Origin of the sequence: Mycobacterium asiaticum DSM 44297, assembly GCF_000613245.1 — a bacterium.
Taxonomy (GTDB): Bacteria; Actinomycetota; Actinomycetes; order Mycobacteriales; family Mycobacteriaceae; genus Mycobacterium; species Mycobacterium asiaticum.
In genome coordinates, this window is the sequence record NZ_HG964936.1 from 1,640,106 (window position 1) to 1,660,101 (window position 19,996).

Consider the following 19,996-nt stretch of genomic DNA (forward strand, 5'->3'; position numbering starts at 1 on the left):
CAAGCGGTACATGCACCACTACAACTTCCCGCCGTACTCGACCGGTGAAACCGGCCGGGTGGGCTCGCCCAAGCGGCGCGAGATCGGCCACGGCGCGCTGGCCGAGAGGGCCCTGATGCCGGTGCTGCCCAGCGTCGAGGAGTTCCCCTACGCCATCCGTCAGGTATCTGAGGCACTGGGCTCCAACGGCTCCACCTCGATGGGCTCGGTCTGTGCGTCCACGCTGGCGCTGCTGAACGCCGGGGTGCCGCTGAAGGCACCGGTGGCCGGCATCGCGATGGGCCTGGTGTCCGACGATATTGAAGTGGAGGGCGGGGAATCCGAGCGTCGTTTTGTGACCCTGACCGACATCCTGGGCGCCGAGGACGCGTTCGGCGACATGGACTTCAAATGCGCCGGCACCAAGGACTTCGTCACCGCGCTGCAGCTGGACACCAAGCTGGACGGCATCCCGTCCCAGGTGCTCGCGGGCGCCCTGGCCCAGGCAAAGGACGCACGCCTGACCATCCTCGAGGTGATGGCCGAGGCGATCGACGCCCCGGACGAGATGAGCCCCTACGCGCCGCGCGTCACCACCATCAAGGTGCCGGTCGACAAGATCGGCGAGGTCATCGGACCCAAGGGCAAGGTGATCAACGCGATCACCGAAGAGACCGGTGCGCAGATCTCCATCGAGGACGATGGCACGGTGTTCGTCGGGGCCACCGACGGGCCGTCCGCCCAGGCCGCGATCGACCGGATCAACGCCATCGCCAACCCGCAGCTGCCGACGGTGGGCGAGCGGTTCCTCGGAACCGTCGTCAAGACAACCGATTTCGGTGCATTCGTGTCGCTGCTGCCGGGTCGGGACGGCTTGGTTCACATCTCCAAGCTGGGCAAGGGCAAGCGCATCGCCAAGGTCGAGGACGTGGTCAACGTCGGCGACAAGCTGCGCGTGGAGATCGCCGATATCGACAAGCGGGGCAAGATCTCGCTGGTCTTGGTGGAAGAGGACGCGGCCGGCGCCGCGACCGCCGACTCCGGAGCAGCACCGGCCGCCGATGCCGCGACGGTCAGCAGCTGACCCCGGGGGCGCCCCGGCTCCGGAAAAAGGAGGAGTGCGCCGCACCACCCTGCCCGGCGGTCTGCGCGTCGTAACCGAATACCTGCCCGCGGTGCGGTCCGCGTCGGTCGGCGTCTGGGTCGGGGTGGGTTCGCGCGACGAGGGCACCACGGTGGCCGGGGCGGCGCACTTCCTCGAGCACCTGCTGTTCAAGTCGACTCCGACCCGCACGGCGGTGGACATCGCGCAAGCGATGGACGCCGTCGGCGGCGAGCTCAACGCGTTCACCGCCAAGGAGCACACCTGCTACTACGCGCACGTGCTGGACACTGACCTGGCACTGGCCGTCGACCTGGTCTCCGACGTGGTGCTCAACGGCCGGTGCGCGGCCGACGACGTCGAGTTGGAACGCGACGTCGTCCTCGAGGAAATCGCGATGCGCGACGATGATCCTGAGGACGCGCTGGCCGACATGTTCATGACGGCGCTGTTCGGGGACCACCCGGTGGGCCGGCCGGTGATCGGCAGCGCACAGTCGGTGTCGACGATGTCGCGGGCTCAGCTGCACTCGTTTCACCTGCGGCGCTACACCCCGGAGCGGATGGTTGTGGCGGTGGCCGGCAATGTCGATCACGACGAGGTCGTCGCGCTGGTGCGGACACACTTCACCGCCCGGTTGATCCGCGGCCATCGCCCGGTGGCGCCGCGCAAGGGGGCGGGCCGGATTGCCGGCAACCCGGGCCTGGTGCTGGGCAAGCGTGACGCCGAGCAGACCCATGTCTCGCTGGGCGTGCGCACCCCGGGGCGCGGCTGGGAGCACCGCTGGGCGCTCTCGGTTCTGCACACCGCGCTGGGCGGCGGGCTGAGTTCGCGGTTGTTCCAGGAGGTTCGCGAGTCGCGCGGACTGGCCTACTCGATCTACTCGGCGCTGGACATCTTCGCCGACAGCGGTGCGCTGTCGGTGTACGCGGCCTGCCTGCCGGACCGGTTCACCGATGTGATGCGGGTGACCACCGAGGTGCTGGAGTCCGTTGCGCGCGACGGGATCACCGAGGATGAATGCCGCATCGCAAAGGGTTCGCTGCGCGGCGGGCTGGTACTGGGTCTGGAGGATTCCGGGTCACGGATGAGCCGCATCGGCCGCAGTGAGCTGAACTACGGCGCCCATCGCACCATTGAGCACAACTTGCGCCAGATCGAACGTGTCACGCTCGACGAGGTCAACGCGGTGGCCCGGCGGCTGCTGAGCAAGCGCTTCGGCGCTGCCGTCCTGGGCCCGTACAGCGCGAAACGACAGCTGCCGCAACAACTTCGAGCGATGGTAAGTTAGCCCGATGGTATTGGGTTTTTGGGATATCGCTGCGCCCATCGTGGGTGCGCCGATGGCCGGCGGCCCGGGTACTCCCGCGCTGGCCGCGGCGGTGTCAAATGCGGGCGGCCTCGGCTTCGTCGCCGGTGGCTACCTGAGTGCCGAGCAGTTCGCCAAGGACATCGCTGCCGCGCGCGCGGCGACCACCGGCCCGATCGGGGCGAATCTGTTCGTGCCCCAGCCCAGCGTCGCGGACTGGGTGCAACTGGAGTACTACGCCGAAGACCTCGAAGAGGTTGCCGATCATTACCACGTCGAGGTGGGCCACCCAGTCCACGGCGACGACGACGATTGGGAACGCAAGCTCGAGGTGGTGGCCGACGTCCGCCCCGAGATGGTGTCCTTCACCTTCGGGTCGCCGCCACCAGACGTCATCCGCCGGCTGAGCGCGCTTGGGTTGCTGGTGTCGGTCACCGTGACTTCGGCCTACGAGGCCGGCGTTGCCGTTGCGGCCGGCGCGGACAACCTGGTGGTACAGGGCCCCGCGGCCGGCGGGCACCGCGGCACCTTCGCGCCTGATATGGAGCCGGGTACCGAGTCGCTGCACCAACTGCTCGACCGCATCGGCGCCGCCCACGACGTGCCGCTGATCGCGGCGGGCGGGTTGGGCACCGTGGAAGCCATCGCGGCGGTGCTGCGCCGGGGCGCGGTGGCCGCGCAGATCGGCACCGCGCTGCTGCTCGCCGACGAAGCCGGTACGCACCCCGCCTACCGCGTCGCGCTGAAGAACCCGGCATTCGACTCGACCGTGGTCACCCGCGCGTTCTCCGGCCGCTATGCCCGGGGTCTGGCCAACAACTTCACCCGTTTGCTGGATCATGTTGCGCCGCTGGGTTATCCGGAGGTGAACCAGATGACCAAGCCGATCCGGGCGGCGGCCATCCGCGAAGAGGACCCGCACGGCACGAATCTGTGGGCCGGCGAAGCCTACCGGGAGGCCGCCACCGGGCCGGCCGCCGATATCGTCACCGCGCTGGCACCGTACGTGCGGTAGGCGCTCAGGCCGCCAGCACGGAGGCCGGATCGGTGAACGGCAACTTCAGGTCGGCCGCCACCTGCTGCGACACCAGCGCTCCGTCGTGCGTCGAAAGTCCTTTGGCGAGCGCGGGATCCGAGCGGCAGGCGCCCTGCCAACCCTGGTCGGCCAGCTTGAGCACATAGGGCATGGTCGCGTTGGTCAACGCATAGGTCGACGTCTTGGGTACCGCGCTGGGCATGTTCGCCACGCAGTAGAACAGCGTGTCGTGCACCGCGAAGGTCGGGTCGTCGTGGGTGGTGGGCCGGGAATCCTGGAAGCAACCGCCCTGATCGATCGAGACATCCACCAGCACCGCCCCGGGCTTCATCTGTGCGACAAGGGAATTGGAGATTAAACTGGGGGCTTTGGCGCCCGGCACCAAGACCGCGCCGATCACCAGTTCGGCGCGTTTGACTGCACCTTCGAGCTCGTAGCGCGACGAGTAACGGGTGCTGATGCGGCCGGCGAACTCCGCGTCCAGCAACCGGAGCTTGTTGATGTTGACGTCGAGCAGCATGACCGACCCGCCCATGCCGCTGGCGACCCGAGCGGCGTTGTAACCGGCTGTGCCGCCGCCGATCACGACGATGTCGGCGGGCTTGACGCCCGGCACCCCGCCCATCAGTACGCCGCGCCCGCCCTGGGTGCGCATCAGGTGGTACGCGCCGACCTGAGCGGCCAGCCGTCCGGCCACCTCGCTCATCGGCGCCAGCAACGGCAACGCGCCGTCGGCCGTCTGCACGGTCTCGTAGGCGATCGACGTGGTTCCCGCCGACAGCAAGGCATCGGTGCAGGATCGCGACGCGGCGAGATGGAGATAGGTGAAGAGCGTCTGATGCCGCCGCAGGTTGCCGTATTCGGCGGGGATCGGCTCTTTCACCTTGAGAATCAAATCGGCGTCGGCCCACACCTGCGCGGCCGCCGCCAGCATCTGGGCGCCAGCAGCTTTGAATTCGGCGTCGGTGATCGACGATCCTTCACCGGCGCCGGCCTGGATCAGCACGTCGTGCCCGCGGTGGGTCAGCGCGGCGACGCCGGCGGGGGTGATGGCAACCCGGAACTCGTTGTTCTTGGCCTCGGTCGGAATGCCTACTCGCATGCTGGCCTCCTGCCGAAGATCGGGTTGTCCCCTCAATTGTGTAGAAGATCCCGCGGGTGCGCGACTCTCTCGCCGATCGGAGCCGTGGCTATGATCGGCCGATGAGCGAACCGTCAGCCTCCGCAAGCGTGCAGATCGCAGCGACTCCGGAGGCGGTGTACGGCATGATCACCGACCTTCCGACCCTGGCCGAATTGGCGGAGGAGGCGGTCTCGATGCAATGGCGCAAGGGCGACGCGGTCACCGAGGGCGCGGTGTTCGTCGGCCACAACGAAAACGGTCGCAAGCGCTGGACCACCAAGTGCACGGTGACCGACGCGGACCCGGGTCGCGCGTTCGCGTTCGAAGTGCGACACACGGTGCTGCCCATCGCGCGCTGGCAGTACGACATCGAGCCCCAGGCCGACGGCGGCTGCCGCGTCACCGAAAGCACCTGGGACCGGCGGCCCGGCTGGTTCCGCAAGCTCGCCAAACAGGCCACCGGCGTCGCGGACCGGGACGCTGAAAACCGCAAGAACATCGACATCACGCTGCAGCGCCTCAAGGAGCGCGCCGAGAAAAGGTAGTACCGCGGGTACCGCATACCTGCCCGTTTCAGTACACTTGCCTTCAAGCCAGGCAAGGGGGCCGCAATGTCGATCGTCGATGACCGGGCCGTGGGCCCACACTCCAGAGAATCGGACGCCGCTGACCACGAGCGGCTCGTCCTCGAAGCGCGCAACGTCGAATTCGACTGGTCTGACCTGCCGTTTCACTATGTTCCCGGCGAACCGTTGGCCACCCACGTGCTCAACGTCCTGCACCTGCTGCTGCCCGCCGGCGAGGAGTTTTTCGTCCAGGTCTTCAAGAAAACCCTGCCGTTGATCAAGGATGACCAGCTGCGGCTGGACGTCCAGGGCTTCATCGGCCAGGAAGCGATGCACTCGCAGGCGCATTCGGGGGTGTTGGCGCACTTCGACGCGCAAGGCATCGACCTGACCCCGTTCACCAACCAGATCAGGTGGCTGTTCGAGCAGTTGCTCGGCGAGCGGCCGCATCGCAGCGAGCGCCGCCAACACAGCTGGCTGCTTGAGCAGGTTGCGTTCATCTCGGCGATCGAGCACTACACCGCCGTGCTGGGGGAATGGATTCTGGATTCGCCGGCCCTGGACGCGGTGGGCGCGCATCCGGTGATGCTGGACATGTTGCGGTGGCACGGTGCCGAGGAAGTCGAGCACAAGGCCGTGGCGTTCGACACGATGAAGCATTTGCGGGCCGGGTATTGGCGGCAGGTGCGGGCTCAGTTCGCGGTGACACCGGTGTTGCTGCTGCTCTGGATCCGCGGCGTGAAGTTCATGTTCTCGGTGGACCCGTGCGTGCCGGCCGGCACCAAGGCCCGCTGGCGCGACTATTTCAAGGCGGCGCGCCGGGGTCTGGTCCCGGGACCCTTCCGGTTGATCCGGGTGGTCGGGTCTTATTACCGGCCCGGCTTCCACCCCTCCGAGCTGGGCGGGCTGGACCGCGCCGTGAACTACCTTGCCGTGTCGCCGGCTGCGCGGGCATCGCACTGACCAATGACGATCATTACCGCCTCCGACGGTGTCGCCCTGGCTGTGCACCGCTACAACGACATCGATCCCGACCGACCTACGATTCTGGCGATTCACGGCTATCCCGATAACCATCGGATCTGGGACGGCGTGGCCGACGCGCTGTCCCAGCGCTACAACGTGGTGGCCTACGACGTGCGTGGCGCCGGTGAATCATCAGCTCCTGCACAGCGTTCCGGATACCGGCTGCCGCAGCTGATATCCGATGTGGCCACGGTGATCGACAGCCTGGGCGTGGACCGGGTGCACCTGCTGGCGCACGACTGGGGTTCGGTGCAGGGTTGGTCCGCGGTCACCGACGACGCTGTGTCGGCCAAGGTGGCATCCTTCACCTCCATCTCCGGCCCCCATCTGGAGTACGCGGGCCGGTTCCTGCATTCGGCCCGCACGCCGCGGGCCGCTGCGGGGGTGGCTCGACAGATCCTGGCGTCGGGATACATTTGGTTCTTTCTATGTCCGGGGGTTCCCGAGCTGGCCTTCCGGTCCGGGCTGGGCGTGAAAGTTGTTGAGGCATTTGGTCGCATCGGCCAGTCGAGCATTTGTACCCGTCCGGAGTCGCCGCCGCGTTCGATCGGTGACTATGTCAATGGGCTGAACCTTTACCGGGAGAATTTGCCTGGTCCGCTGGTGTCGCCCGGTGATGAGCTGCCGCGGACCGGCGTCCCGGTGCAGGTTCTGGTACCCAGCAAGGACGCGTTCATCACCGGCGCGTTGCAGCGGTTCGTGGGCGCGATGACCTCCGGTGGCAGGGTGGTTCCGGTGCAGGGCGGGCATTGGATGGTGACATCGCGTCCCGATGTGATCGCCCGGTTGGTCTCCGAGTGGGTCGAACGCGTCGACGGTGCTACCCCGGACGGGGGGCCGTCGGAGATGCGCAGTGGTCCACGCGATGTCCGGGGGAAGCTGGCGCTGGTCACCGGGGCGGGCGCGGGCATCGGCCGCGCGACCGCCGTCGAACTGGCCCGCAACGGCGCCCACACGGTGGTGATCGTGGACCGCGACTTGGCCGCCGCCAACGAGACCGCGGATGCCGTACGTGCCGCGTGCGCCGAGGCGGCGGTGTACCAGGTCGACGTCACCGATGAAGCGGCGATGAATGACCTTGCCGCGCAGGTACGTAACAAGCACGGGGTAGTCGACATCCTGGTGAACAACGCCGGGATCGGCATGGCCGGGCGGTTCCTGGAGACCACGCCGGAGCACTGGGACGCCATCATGGCGGTCAATGTGCGCAGCGTCATCACCGGCAGCCGGGCCTTCGGCGCTCAGATGGTGGAGCGAGGCGAGGGCGGAACGATCATCAACATCTCATCGGCGTCGGCGTTCCTGCCGTCGAAATCGATGATCGCCTACAGCACGACAAAGGCGGCGGTGCTGGCCTTCAGCGAGGCGCTGCGTGCCGACTTCGCCGACGAGGGCATCACCGTGACCGCCGTGTGTCCCGGCTTCGTCAACACCAACATCGCCAAAAGCACGGTGTATGCCGGGATGTCGGCCGAACAGCAGGAGCGGGCCCGGGCGAAAGCCGACGCCACGTACCGGCGGCGAAACTTCACCCCCGAAGCCACCGCGCGGGCGATCGTCAAGTCCATCAAGACCGGCCCGCCGGTATTGCCGGTCGCACCGGAGTCATGGCTCGGCTATGCCATGCGGCGGATCAGCCCGTCGGCGATCCGGCTGCTGGCCCGGCTGGACATCCGGCAGAAGTAGGGATCGACGGTGCCGGAAAGCATTTGGGCCAGCAGGCCCGCCGACCTGTACGGCCGGCGGGAGCGTGATCGCTTCTACACCGTGCTCTGGGGTGTCCGCACGGTGATGGGCGGACTATCCGCGGCGTCGCGGTGGAAGCCGACGCGTGTGCCGGTGGTGCGAAGGACCCACCGCGCCAGGGTCGTCGAGCGTGTCCTTGTGGCGCCGGACGTGGTCGCCTTGACCTTGGCCGACCCGGACGGGGGATTGCTGCCGTCCTGGACGCCGGGCGGACACATCGACGTGCAACTGCCTTCGGGCCGGCGACGGCAGTACTCACTGTGCGGCCCGCCCGGGCGGCGCACCGACTACCGCATCGCCGTCCGGCGCATCCCCGACGGCGGTGGTGGTTCGATCGAGATGCACGACGCGTTCGACGTGGGCGACACGCTGGTCTTTGAAGGCCCACGCAATGCGTTCTATCTCGGCACCTGCGAGCGCGACGTGCTGTTCGTGATCGGCGGCATTGGGGTGACACCCATCCTGCCGATGATCCGGGCGGCCGCGCAGCGCGGAATCAATTGGCGGGCAGTCTATGCCGGCCGCAACCGCGAGTACATGCCACTGCTGGACGAGGTGCTGGCGGTGGCGCCCGACCGCGTCACCGTGTGGGCCGACGACGAGCGCGGTGGTTTCGCGTCCATCGAGGACCTACTTGCTGATGCCGGGCCGACGACGGCGGTTTACGTCTGCGGGCCGGCCGGGATGCTGGAAGCCGTCCGCGTCGCCCGTAACCACTACGCCAACGCCCCATTGCACTACGAGCGATTCAGCCCCCCGCCGATTATCGACGGCGCGCCGTTCGAGTTGGAACTCGCCCGATCCCGGGAGGTGCTGAGCGTCCCGGCAAATCGCTCGGCGCTCGAGGTCATGATCGACCACGACCCGACGACCGCCTACTCCTGCCAACAGGGATTCTGCGGCACCTGCAAGGTCAAAGTTCTTGCCGGACAGGTCGATCGGCGCGGGCGCACCGCCGAAGGTGACGACGAGATGCTGGTCTGCGTCTCGCGCTCCGACGGCGAGCGTGTCGTCATCGACGCCTAGAAAACACCCTCGTCCTTGAGGACATCGGCGAACTGCACCAGATCGGCGGCGAATAGCCCGGGTTGTTCGAAGGCGGCGAAGTGCCCGCCGCGCTCCTGCACCGAGTAGTGCACCAGGTTATAGCGGGCGGCGGCCCAGGCCCGCGGTGTCTGCAGAAGCTCGCCGGGGTAGACGGCGTATCCGGTGGGGACATCGACCCGACCGGTCCATTCGTCGAGCGCCGAGGTCCCGGCGCGCCTGGCTTCGCAGTAGAGCCGCGCCGCCGACGTGGCGGTGCCCGTGAGCCAATAGAACATCAGGTTGTCGATGAGCCGATCGGTGCGGATCGGCATGCCTTCCCGGATGTCACACCAGGCGTGGAACTTCTCGAGTATCCAGCCCGCCAGGCCCACCGGTGAGTCCTCGAGGCCAAAGCCCAGCGAATGTGGCCGCGTGGACTGGATTTCCATGTACGCGGTGCCGTCTTTGACCCGTTCTAGGCTGGCCGAGATGGCCGCGAGTTCGGTCTCGGTGATGTTGGCCAGGAGTTCGGCGTCGTTCTGGTCGGGTGGGGCGAACAGCATGTTGGTGTGGATCGCCGCGACGTGCTGTGAGTAGTGCTCGCCGAGGTGCCTGGTGACCAGAGCCCCCCAGTCGCCGCCCTGGGCCACATAGCGCTCGTAGCCAAGTTGCGACATCACCTCGGCGACCGCTGCGGCGATGCGCGCGACATCGACGCCCTTTTCGCGGGTCGGGCCAGAGAAGCCGTAGCCCGGCATCGAAACCAGCACCACATGGAATCGCTTCCGCACCAACGGCATTGTGTCGAGGAACTCGACGACGGAGCCGGGCCAGCCGTGGGTGATGACCAGCGGGACGGCGTCCGGTTCGTCTGACCGGGCGTGCAGGAAGTGCACCCGTTGACCCGCGGCTTCGGTGACGAACGAGCCGATGTCGTTGACTTCGGCTTCGACGGCGCGCCAGTCGTAGCGGTGCAGCCAATGGTCGACGACGTCCTTGAGGAATGCCTGCTCGGTGCCGTAATCCCAGTCGGCGCCGGCAATTTCGGCCGGCCATCGCGCTGTGCTGAGGCGTCGGTGCAGATCGTCGAGCTGATCCTGCGGGACTTGCAGCGGGTACGGCTTGATCGGGGTGACCACGGGTGGTTTTGCCGGCGGTGTGGCGACGGGCTCAACCGTTTCCACCTGCGGCTCTGCCGGTGGGGTTACTTGTGATTCTGCTGCGGCGGCGGGTGGTTCGGCTGGCGGTGGCTCGGTTGGCTCCGCTTCGGGCGACTTGGCGGGCGCGGTCACCTCCGGCTCTGCTGCCGGTGTCTGGGGTGGCGGCGCGATCAGAGAGACAATGGCCGGTGGCCCGGTCACCACCGGCGCCGCGCGATACAGCCGGTAGCCGACGTGGGGCACACTGACGCCCGGCAGTGGCTTCCAGCTGTAGGTGCGGCCGTCGAGCTCGAAACCCTTCTTTTCGTAAAAGTCGCGAGCCTTCTGGTTCTTATCGGCGCACCACAGAATCATGTCGTTGTCGGGGAGGACGCGTAGCGCTTTGTTCAGCAGCAGTCCGCCGATGCCATGCCGCTGATGCTCGTCGGAGATGTAGAGCGCGTCGATCTGAATATCGTTGGGGTTCGAGAGGTCCGGCCCGAACAGGATCATCCCGAGCAGCTTGCCGCGAGCCTCGGCCATCCACATGCTCCACCCGCCGCGCTTGAGGGTAGTGGGGTACAGCGTGTCGACCCAGGTTCTCGGGGTGCCGATCATGTCCAGTACATGGGTGGCCACGATCCCCTTCCAGGACTGACGCCACGCCGGATAATGCATCGACGCCACCCTGGCGTAATCCTTCGGCTTGGCCTCGCGGATCCGGATATCGCTGGACCTCACGCAAGCACCTCCGTTGGTCGCCTCTGCACATCGACCATCTAAGCCTAGAGATGTGCGCGTGCGGCCCAGCGCCTCCCGCCCACTAGACGCCAGGGCCTCCGCTGGGTTGCTCACCCAGGGCAGCTATCGAACACGCGTTCGCAGGTCCGCCAAAGTAGGCTTCGAGACATGCGGGTTGGCGTATTGGGAGCTAAAGGAAAAGTCGGCGCGACCATGGTCCGGGCGGTCGAGAACGCCGAGGACCTCACCCTGTCCGCGGCGGTGGATGCCGGCGACGCGCTGAGCCTGCTGACCGACGGCAACACCGAGGCCGTGATCGATTTCACCCACCCGGACGTGGTGATGGACAATCTGAAGTTTCTGATCGACAACGGGATTCACGCTGTCGTCGGCACCACGGGCTTCACGCCCGAGCGGATCGCACAGGTCGAGGATTGGCTTGCCGCGAAACCCGGCACATCGGTGCTCATCGCTCCCAACTTCGCCATAGGTGCGGTGTTGTCGATGCATTTCGCCAAACAGGCCGCGCGCTTCTTCGAATCCGTCGAGGTCATCGAGCTGCATCACCCCCACAAAGCCGACGCGCCCTCGGGCACCGCCACCCGTACCGCGAAGCTGATCGCCGAAGCGCGAAAAGGTCTGTCGCCCAACCCGGATGCCACCAGTACCAGTCTGCCCGGCGCGCGCGGCGCCGACGTCGACGGCATCCCGGTGCACGCCGTGCGGCTGGCCGGGCTGGTCGCCCACCAAGAGGTGTTGTTCGGCACCGAAGGGGAGACGCTGACCATCCGGCACGACAGCCTCGATCGCACCTCCTTCGTTCCCGGTGTGCTGCTCGCGGTGCGCCACATCGCCGAACACCCCGGGCTGACCGTAGGCATAGAACCCTTGCTTGACCTGCAATGACGCGCACGCTGCGCATCCAACTGCTCATCGCCTTCCTGTGCCTGGCGATGCTGGTGTACTTCGTGCTGCTCGGCCGCATCGCCGTCGGGATGATCGGCTCGGGGCGCGGTGCCGCCGTGGGCCTAGGGGTGGCGATCCTGGTCATGCCGTTCCTCGGGCTCTGGGCGATGGTCGCGACGCTGCGGGCCGGGTTCGCGCACCAGAAGCTGGCCCGGCTGATCGCTGACGACGGGATGGAACTCGACGTCAGCGCGCTGCCACGCCGGCCGTCCGGACGCATCCAGCGCGGCGCGGCCGACGCGCTGTTCGACACCGTGCGCAGTGAACTGGAGGACGACCCGGACAACTGGCGTCGCTGGTATCGGCTGGCGCGGGCCTACGACTACGCGGGGGATCGCCGGCGGGCGCGGGAAGCAATGCGAACCGCGGTTCAGCTGGAGGCCCAAAGGTGACCAAGAAGCTGCTCATCATCCACCACACCCCGTCCCCGCATTGTCAGGAGATGCTCGAGGCGGTGCTGGCGGGGGCTACCGATCCCGACATCGAGGGAGTGGAGGTCGTTCGACGACCGGCGCTGACGGTCTCTCCGGTCGAGATGCTGGAGGCCGACGGCTACCTGCTCGGAAGCCCGGCCAACCTCGGCTACATCAGCGGCGCGCTGAAGCACGCCTTCGATCAGAGCTACTACCAACTGCTCGATTCCACCCGTGGGCGGCCGTATGGCCTGTATCTGCACGGCAACGAGGGCACCGAGGGTGCTGAGCGCGCCGTCGACGGGATCACCGCCGGGCTGGGCTGGGTGAAAGGCGCCGAGTATGTGCGCGTTTCGGGTAAGCCGAGCAAGGACGACTTGCAATCGTGCTGGGAACTCGGCGCGACCGTCGCCGCGCAGCTAATGGACTAGCTAAGGGAAAAGGTAATCGACTAGGTATAAGTCGGCCGGAACGCGTCGGCGGGCTGGCCCAGCGCCAAGGCCGAACTGGTCCCAAGGGGACCGTGCTGGTCGAAAAGTACTGCGCCGCCAGTGGCGACCCCGGCGTTGCCGAAGTGACTCTGCGCCGCCAAGCCGATGTACTCGCCGTCCGGGAGCCGGCTGGCGGTCACCGTGTAATCGGCGTTGATGTAACGCAATCCGCCCGTGCCCCAGTGGGTTAGCGAACTCGTCACGTCGCCGACGAACGCCAGACGCGTAAAAGGGGTCAGCGGATACCCGTGCACCATTGGGCGAAACACCCGCGTCCAAGCGAACTTCTGCGAATGCGCCTGTTCCCATTCGCCCGCCGCGATACCGGGATTGCCCGCCTGGGTCGCACCGTAGCCCCAGATCAGAAACGGCATGTCGGTTGGGAAACCCGCGGAGCTGGTCGGCAGCGGCGGCATCCGCACCGGGGCCGTCCACACCTCTCCGTCGGGATGCTCGCCCTGCCGGAGGAATAGCGCGCTGGCTCGGGCGACGGTCCGACCGTTTTGTAACAACGCACCATCGACGAGCTTGATGCGCCGCCCTTCGCGCTGCACCGAGGTCTCGATCCGAACCGGCTCGAGCAGCGCCGGGCGCAGCAGGTCGACAGTGATCCGGGCCGGCACGAGCTGCGGGTCTAAACCGCTTTGCTCGATACCCCAGCCCAACAGGCCACCGACGATCTGGCCGCCCATCGCCGCCCCCCACGGCCCGCGGGTCATCGGACCTGGCCGGTAGGAATCCCCGTCGACAGTGAAGAACGCCTCGGGCATGATGGCGGCATCGTCGATGGTCACCGGTATCACGATAGGACACCCGAGAGTGAGGTCCGGGCATGGCTCCCAAGCCCCCTGTCATTGAAATCCCACGTAGCCGCAACCCATTCCAGCGATCCGGGATCACCGTCGACGACGCGCACGTCCCGCACTACGCCGGGATCGCGCCCACCCTGCTCGACCTGCTCGCCGAGCAGGTTAAACAACGCCCGGACAGCGAAGCCGTGGTCGAGCTCGGGTCGGATCGGCTGACCTACCGGCAGTTGTGGGACCGCGCGTCGCGAGTTGCCGGCGGACTGCGCGCGGCCGGGCTGCAACGGGGTGACCGCGTCGCGGTGCGGCACCCCGCGGGCATCAACTGGGTGCTTGCCTTCTGGGGCACGGTGATGGCCGGCGGCATCGCCGTCGCTGTCAACACCAGGTCAGCGCAGCCGGAGGTCGAGTTCGTCCTGTCCGACGCCGACGCGCGCATCGACCTCGCCCCGGACAGTCCGATGCCTGACGGACGGCCATATGTGACAGAGCAACTCGACCGCACCGACGTTGCGGCGCTGTTCTACACCTCCGGCACCACCGGTCACCCGAAAGGGGTGCCGACCACGCATGAAGCGTTCGTCACCAATACCGAGAACGGTGTGCGGTGCCTCAACCAGCCCAGGGACATCGGTGAGGACATGCGCACCCTCATCTCGGTGCCGCTGTTCCACGTAACCGGGTGCAACTCACAACTATTGGCGGCCACCGCCCTCGGCGGAGCGGCGGTCATCATGCCTGCGCTCAATCTTGACCAGCTTGTCGCGACGTTGGCAGCGGAGCGTATCTCGGTCATGGTCACGGTACCGGCGATTTACGCCCTTCTATTGCGGCACAAGCAATTCGCCGCGGCGGACGTTTCCGGGGTGCGCTGGGTCGGCTATGGTGGTGCGCCCATCGCCCCCACATTGGTGCGCTCGGTCAAGAACGCCTTTCCGCACGCCACCGTGTTCAACGGGTACGGAATGACCGAAAGCGCATCGCTGATGACGGTGCTGCCGCACGAAGAGGCAGTCGAGCACGCCGACTCGGTCGGCTACGCGGTGCCCTCGGTGGACCTCGGTGTGATTCCACTCGACGACGGTTCCGGTGACCTGATCGGCGAATTGGTCGCCCGAGGGGCAAACGTCACCGCCGGCTATTGGAATCGGCCCGACGCGACCGCGGCCACATTCGTGGACGGTTGGCTGCACACCGGCGACGTGGTTCGTGTCGACGACGCGGGACGGGTGCACATCGTTGACCGGCTCAAGGACATCATCAACCGCGGCGGCGAGAACATCTCCAGCGTCGAGGTCGAGGCCGCGCTGCTGGCCGCGCCCGGTGTCGCCGACGCCTGCGTCCTCGCGGTACCCGACGAGGTGATGGGCGAGAAGGTCGGTGCGGTGCTGGTCGGCGAACAGGTCGACGTGCCGGCGGTGCTCGAACACTGCCGCGAACAACTCGCCGATTACAAGATCCCGCAGTACATCACGGTGACGGCCGCGCCCCTGCCGCGCAACGCCGGCGGAAAGCTGCTCAAGGGCAAGCTCCGCGAACAGGTGCAGTGGAGTCAAGCCCTGCGCTGAATCAAGCGCGGGATGATACCCCCATGCGAAGTCATCAGGCAACGATTGTGATCATTAGAGTTCGCCATGAGTAGTGGTCGGTGCGCCGCCGCCATTTTAATCATGATGGAAAAATGGGTGCCGGGGATGGGCCGGGGGAGCGTCGGCCGCCAAAAACCTCGACTGGAAACGGAATGGGTATTGGATTTTGGCGCGCTGCCGCCGGAGGTCAACTCCGGCAGCATGTATGCCGGCGCGGGTCCTGGGCCGCTGCTGGCGGCGGCGGCTGCCTGGAACGGCGTAGCTTCCGAGCTGAGCGCAGCCGCAGTCGCCGTCGGATCCGTGATCACCCGGCTGACCACCGAGGAGTGGGTTAGTCCGGCGTCGCTGTCGATGGCGACCGCGGTGCAGCCGCTGCTGGCATGGTTTACCCAGACCGCCGAAGCCTCGGCGCATGCGGCGTCGCAGGCCATGGCCTCGGCGGCCGCCTTTGAACGTGCGTTTGCCCAGATCGTGCCCCCGGCCGAGATTGCGGCCAACAGAGCCCGGCTGGCTAGGCTGATCGCGACCAACACCCTTGGTCAGAATGTGCCCGCCATGGCCGCGGCCGAGGCGCACTACAGCCAGATGTGGGCTCAGGACGCAGCGGTCATGTACGAGTACGCAGCAGCCTCCGCCGCAGCCGGCCGCCTCGACCCCCTCAACGGCCCGGCGCCCGTTACCACTCCGGCTGGCGCCGGCAACCAAGCCGCCGCCGTCGCGCAGGCCGCCGCGTCGGGTGCCGCAGCTGTCGAGGGTCTCAGCGCCCTGGTCACCCAAGGCCCGGCCGCCGTGCAGAGCCTCGCCGCACCGGCTGCGTCGGCGGCGCCGGAGGTCACGAATCTGCAGGGCCTGTTACACCGGCTAGACAGTGCCGAGATCTGGTGGTTGGACACATTTCATCACAACAGGGCTACCTACTGGGACTACACCGTGGGCCAGCTCGGTAACGGCGCGGGAGAGGAAGAGGACGAAGCCGAGGAGCTTGCCGATGCGGCCACGCGGCGAGCCACGGCGGCAGCCGCGGTCGCCCGCACGGTAGCGGCGCCGAGCGTGGCAGTATCGGCGGCGCTTGGCAAGGCGTCCTTCGCGGGCAGTTTGACGGTGCCCGCCGGCTGGTCCGGCTCGGTACCGGCCCGGCCCGGTCCGCCGGCTCTGGACGGCACCTACTGGGCAGTGCCGGAGGTCGACAACGAGCAGGGCGTGCTGCCCGCGCCCGGAATGATCGCAGACAGCGGCGACGGGGGGCCGCTGCCGGTTCCGAGGTACGGAGTCAAGCCGACTGTCATGCCTAGGCGCGGCATCTCCTGAAGCAGGCCGTAACGTATCCCGTATGCGGCCCCAACCGCGCGACGGCGACCCGACCCTGCTGATTGCGAACCGTGGCGAGATCGCACTTCGAATCATCCGCACCGCAACCGAATTGGGCCTTCACACCGTCGCGATCTACGCTGACGACGATGCCGACAGCCCGCATGTCCATGCTGCCGACCAAGCGCTGGCAATACCCGCCTACCTCGACCAGGCAGCGATCCTGGCGGCGGCCAAAGACTGCGGTGCCGCGCTGATCCATCCCGGTTACGGATTCCTCAGTGAGAACGCCGAATTCGCCCGCTCCTGCATCTCCGCCGGCCACACATTCGTGGGTCCGGACGCCGACGTACTCGAGCTGGTCGGAAACAAGTCATCGGCCCGTAGCGCCGCGATTGCCGCCGGCGTACCCGTGCTCGCCGCCACCGTAGGGCCGAGCAGCGTCGAGGACGTCCACGCGTTCTTCGCCGACACGGGTGGACCGATCATGATCAAGGCCCTCGCCGGCGGTGGCGGACGGGGGATGCGCAAGGTCGAGCGGGCCGACCAGATCGACAGCGCCTACCGCCAATGCGCTGCCGAGGCGCAACTCGGCTTCGGCGACCCGGCAGTCTTCGCCGAAGCACTGCTGACGGGTGCACGACATATCGAGGTGCAGATCGTGGCCGCACCGGCCAGCCATCAAACCCGCGCGTTGGCACTGGGCGACCGCGACTGCAGCATTCAGCGGCGGTACCAAAAGCTGGTGGAAATAGCCCCCGCGCCAGGACTTTCCGACGACCTACGGCGTGCCCTGCATCAGGCCGCGGCCCGGGTGTGTGCACGCGTGGGCATCCGCGGCCTGGCGACCGTCGAATTCCTGGTCAGCGACGACGAATTCGTCTTTCTGGAGATCAACCCGCGGATCCAGGTGGAACACACCGTGACCGAAGAAGTCACCGGCGTCGACCTGGTCGCGATACAACTGGTCATCGCCGGCGGCGCGTCCTACTACCAGCTCGGCCTGCCATCCGGAATCGCCTCAGACGGAACGGAAGTCATCGGCGAACCCGCCGCGCGAACCGGTATCGCCATCCAGACCCGAGTCAACATGGAGACTTTCGCAGCGGACGGGTCCGTCCTGCCCGCGACCGGCACCCTGACCCTGTTCACACCGCCGAGCGGTCCCGGGGTGCGGGTAGACACCTACGGGCGGGCCGGCCTGGCACCCAGCCCGCGCTACGACTCGCTGCTCGCCAAGGTCGTCACCCACGTGCGGGGCTCCTCGATGGCCGCAGCCGTCCGAAAGGCGCGCACCGCCCTGGATGAGTTCGCCATCGAAGGCATCGCCACCAACATCGACCTGCTGCGAGAATTGCTGTCGGACGATCAAATTCAGCGAGGTGTGGTTTCCACCAGCTTTCTCGACGACAAGCTTCCCGATCTTGCCCGCGCGACGATCCGCGCACAGCAGCACCACCCCCACGTCGGAGTCGAGCTCTACGCCGGTGAGGAGGTGCTGCGCGCGCAGTTGGCCGGCACGGTCGTCGAAGTTGCCGCCGAGGGAGCCGACCTCGACGCCGGCGGGCAAGCGGTCGTGTTGGAGGCGATGAAGATGCAACACGTCCTGTCCGCACCCGAAGCGCTGCGGACCGTCCGCGTTCTCGTCCGCCCGGGCGAGGTGGTGGGCACCGGAGACCCGCTGCTGGTATTCACCCGAACCGGTGCCGGTGGCGACGGCGAATCACACTCCGCCCAAACCGATCTCGACCAGTCCCGCGCCGATCTTGACGAAGTGCGCCAACGCCACCTGGTCACCCTGGACGAGGGGCGAGAGGCCGCCGTGGCCAAGCGCCACAAGCAGGGTCGCCGGACGGCCCGGGAGAACATCGCCGACCTGGTCGACCCCGGCAGCTTCGTCGAGTACGGAGCCCTGGTGATCGCCGCACAGCGCAGTCGGCGCTCCGAAGAAGACCTCATCGCCAACACCCCGGCCGACGGACTGGTGGCCGGCATCGCCACCATCGGTGCCGACCGGTTCGCCCGCGACGCCGCGCAGGCCGTCGTGGTGTCCTACGACTACACCGTCCTGGCCGGCACACAGGGCATGCGTAACCACGCCAAGACCGACCGCGTCTTCGAGCACGCTGCCCGAAAAGGATTGCCGGTGGTGCTCTTCGCCGAAGGCGGTGGCGGACGACCCGGAGACACCGACGTGGGCGGCATGGCTGGACTGGATGTCCCCACCTTCCGGATGCTGGCGGCGTTGGCAGGCAGGGTGCCGTTGGTATCGATCGTCTCCGGCCGTTGCTTCGCCGGGAATGCGGCGTTGGCCGGGGTCTGCGATGTGATCATCGCGACGCCGGACGCCAATATCGGGATGGGCGGGCCGGCGATGATCGAAGGCGGCGGGCTCGGCGTGTATCCGCCAGAGGCGATCGGGCCGGTCGACATACAGCGACGCAACGGCGTCGTGCATTTGGTCGCCCGCGACGAAGCGCATGCGGTGGCGCTGGCAAAGCAGTATCTGGCCTATTTCCAGGGCACCGAACAGGAATGGCAAGCGCCCGATCCGCGGCTGGCCCGGCATGTGGTGCCGCAGAACCGGTTACGGGCCTACGACGTGCACCGCGCGATCGAGTCGATCGTGGACGTCGGGTCGGTGCTGGAACTGCGGGCCGACTACGGCGTCGGCATCGTCACCGCGCTGGTCCGGGTCGAGGGTGCGCCCTACGGCTTGATCGCCAACAGCAGTCACCATCTTGGCGGCGCCATCGACGCCGAAGCCGCCGACAAGGCCGGTGACTTCCTCACCCTGTGTGAGTCGTTCCGGCTGCCGGTCATCTCCCTGTGCGATACGCCGGGGTTTATGGTGGGGCCGGAAGCGGAAAAGGACGCGGCAGTAAGGCGATTCGGCCGGATGTTCGTACTCGGGGCCCGGCTGACCGTGCCCTTCGGCATGATCATCCTGCGAAAGGGCTACGGACTGGGCGCGATGGCCATGGCCGGCGGCTCGTTCCGGGCGCCGCAGTTCACCGTCGCGTGGCCCACCGGCGAAATCGGCGGCATGGGCTTGGAAGGCGCTGTGCGCCTTGGGTTCAGCAAGGAGCTGGCCGCTGCCGCCGACGAGGTGGAACGTCAGGCGCTGTTCGACAAGCTGGTTGCCGCGGCTTACCAGCACGGCAAGGCGCTGCGCGCGGCCACCACATTCGAATTGGACGACGTGATCGATCCGGCAGAGTCCCGGAGCTGGATCACCGGACTCCGGGAACTCTGAACGGTTCGAATATCAGGACTCGTGTATCAGGCGTGACCGGAGCCGCAGCCGACACCGGGCAGACAGCCCTCGCCGCCCGGAAGGCCACCGGGACCCCAGAACTGTCCGCCGTTGCCACAGCCGACACCGGGGATGCAGCCCTGGCCACCGGGACCGCCGCCCGGGCCGCCGTCGAGGCCGCCCGACCCGCAGTTACCGTTGGCGTCGCAGCCGCCGCCGCCCGGGTCCTGCGGAATGAAATGAGTTATGCCGGTACTGGAAGTGCCCGGGCCCGCCGTGACTACGTCAGCTGACGCCATCGGCGCCGCGGCGATTGCTGCAGCGACGGCCCCGGCCACCACCAGTGGTTTCATGAGGTTTAGTTTCGCTAACAT

At 67.4% G+C, this 19,996-nt stretch carries 17 protein-coding genes; 13 read left to right on the plus strand and 4 right to left on the minus strand.

The genetic code is table 11. The annotated features are described in order from the left end of the window. The 3 genes from BN972_RS07960 to BN972_RS07970 all read left to right on the plus strand — a co-directional run. The coding region (locus tag BN972_RS07960) for a polyribonucleotide nucleotidyltransferase (RefSeq protein WP_036354823.1) at positions 1-1,063 on the plus strand (1,063 nt) is incomplete at its 5' end. Further along, positions 1,041-2,372, plus strand: a complete 1,332-nt coding sequence (locus BN972_RS07965) for a M16 family metallopeptidase (protein WP_036354826.1) — start codon at positions 1,041-1,043, stop codon at positions 2,370-2,372. The genes BN972_RS07960 and BN972_RS07965, both read left to right, overlap by 23 nt. 4 nt (positions 2,373-2,376) lie before the next feature. Next, positions 2,377-3,405 carry a nitronate monooxygenase gene (locus tag BN972_RS07970; RefSeq protein WP_036354829.1) on the plus strand — a complete coding sequence of 343 codons (1,029 nt, stop codon included), beginning with the start codon at positions 2,377-2,379 and terminating at the stop codon, positions 3,403-3,405. A 4-nt stretch (positions 3,406-3,409) separates the two neighbouring features. Here BN972_RS07970 and ald read toward each other — a convergent pair whose 3' ends face one another. Further along, the gene (gene ald / locus BN972_RS07975) at positions 3,410-4,528 is read right to left on the minus strand and encodes an alanine dehydrogenase (RefSeq protein ID WP_036354832.1); all 1,119 of its coding nucleotides are present in this window, start codon (positions 4,526-4,528) and stop codon (positions 3,410-3,412) included. A 101-nt stretch (positions 4,529-4,629) separates the two neighbouring features. On the opposite strand from ald, the gene BN972_RS07980 reads away from it, so the two are divergent. From BN972_RS07980 to BN972_RS07995, 4 genes are all read left to right on the plus strand, one after another. Continuing rightward, positions 4,630-5,094, plus strand: coding sequence for an SRPBCC family protein (locus BN972_RS07980; protein WP_036354834.1), 465 nt, complete (start codon positions 4,630-4,632; stop codon positions 5,092-5,094). Between the two features lie 66 nt (positions 5,095-5,160). After that, entirely contained in the window at positions 5,161-6,078 is a 918-nt protein-coding gene (locus BN972_RS07985) for a metal-dependent hydrolase (RefSeq protein ID WP_036354837.1), read from the plus strand. A gap of 3 nt (positions 6,079-6,081) precedes the next feature. Further along, positions 6,082-7,827 (plus strand): SDR family oxidoreductase, encoded by a 1,746-nt coding sequence (locus tag BN972_RS07990; protein ID WP_036354841.1) that lies wholly within the window; start codon positions 6,082-6,084, stop codon positions 7,825-7,827. A 9-nt stretch (positions 7,828-7,836) separates the two neighbouring features. Continuing rightward, positions 7,837-8,913, plus strand: a complete 1,077-nt coding sequence (locus BN972_RS07995; protein ID WP_036354843.1) for a PDR/VanB family oxidoreductase — start codon at positions 7,837-7,839, stop codon at positions 8,911-8,913. Here the strand turns inward: BN972_RS07995 and BN972_RS29905 are convergent. Then, positions 8,910-10,793, minus strand: a complete 1,884-nt coding sequence (locus BN972_RS29905; protein WP_200869700.1) for an alpha/beta fold hydrolase — start codon at positions 10,791-10,793, stop codon at positions 8,910-8,912. The two genes, BN972_RS07995 and BN972_RS29905, sit on opposite strands and share 4 nt — an antisense overlap. Before the next feature lie 168 nt (positions 10,794-10,961). On the opposite strand from BN972_RS29905, the gene dapB reads away from it, so the two are divergent. The 3 genes from dapB to BN972_RS08015 are packed head-to-tail and all read left to right on the plus strand — an operon-like array spanning position 10,962 to position 12,603. Then, on the plus strand, positions 10,962-11,699 hold the full coding sequence (gene dapB, locus BN972_RS08005) for a 4-hydroxy-tetrahydrodipicolinate reductase (protein WP_036354846.1): 738 nt from the start codon (positions 10,962-10,964) through the stop codon (positions 11,697-11,699). Next, positions 11,696-12,151 carry a tetratricopeptide repeat protein gene (locus BN972_RS08010; protein ID WP_036354848.1) on the plus strand — a complete coding sequence of 152 codons (456 nt, stop codon included), beginning with the start codon at positions 11,696-11,698 and terminating at the stop codon, positions 12,149-12,151. Before dapB ends, BN972_RS08010 begins: the two co-directional genes overlap by 4 nt. Positions 12,152-12,201: 50 nt before the next feature. Then, positions 12,202-12,603 carry a flavodoxin family protein gene (locus BN972_RS08015; protein ID WP_200869720.1) on the plus strand — a complete coding sequence of 134 codons (402 nt, stop codon included), beginning with the start codon at positions 12,202-12,204 and terminating at the stop codon, positions 12,601-12,603. 20 nt (positions 12,604-12,623) lie between these two features. Here the strand turns inward: BN972_RS08015 and BN972_RS08020 are convergent, their stop codons facing one another. Next, positions 12,624-13,457: an acyl-CoA thioesterase domain-containing protein gene (locus BN972_RS08020; RefSeq protein ID WP_036356930.1), complete on the minus strand. Its 834-nt coding sequence runs from the start codon at positions 13,455-13,457 to the stop codon at positions 12,624-12,626. Positions 13,458-13,495: 38 nt separating this feature from the next. Between BN972_RS08020 and BN972_RS08025 the strand changes: the two genes are divergently transcribed. The 3 genes from BN972_RS08025 (at position 13,496) to BN972_RS08035 (ending at position 19,622) form a co-directional block, all read left to right on the plus strand. After that, positions 13,496-15,037: a class I adenylate-forming enzyme family protein gene (locus tag BN972_RS08025; RefSeq protein ID WP_036354854.1), complete on the plus strand. Its 1,542-nt coding sequence runs from the start codon at positions 13,496-13,498 to the stop codon at positions 15,035-15,037. A 180-nt stretch (positions 15,038-15,217) separates the two neighbouring features. Further along, positions 15,218-16,366: a PPE family protein gene (locus tag BN972_RS08030; RefSeq protein WP_036354856.1), complete on the plus strand. Its 1,149-nt coding sequence runs from the start codon at positions 15,218-15,220 to the stop codon at positions 16,364-16,366. A 22-nt stretch (positions 16,367-16,388) separates the two neighbouring features. Beyond that, the gene (locus BN972_RS08035; protein ID WP_036354859.1) at positions 16,389-19,622 is read left to right on the plus strand and encodes an acetyl-CoA carboxylase family protein; all 3,234 of its coding nucleotides are present in this window, start codon (positions 16,389-16,391) and stop codon (positions 19,620-19,622) included. A gap of 26 nt (positions 19,623-19,648) precedes the next feature. Here the strand turns inward: BN972_RS08035 and BN972_RS08040 are convergent, their stop codons facing one another. Next, a complete protein-coding gene (locus tag BN972_RS08040; RefSeq protein ID WP_036354862.1) occupies positions 19,649-19,975 on the minus strand; it encodes a hypothetical protein in 327 nt (108 codons plus the stop codon). Positions 19,976-19,996 lie beyond the last annotated feature (21 nt).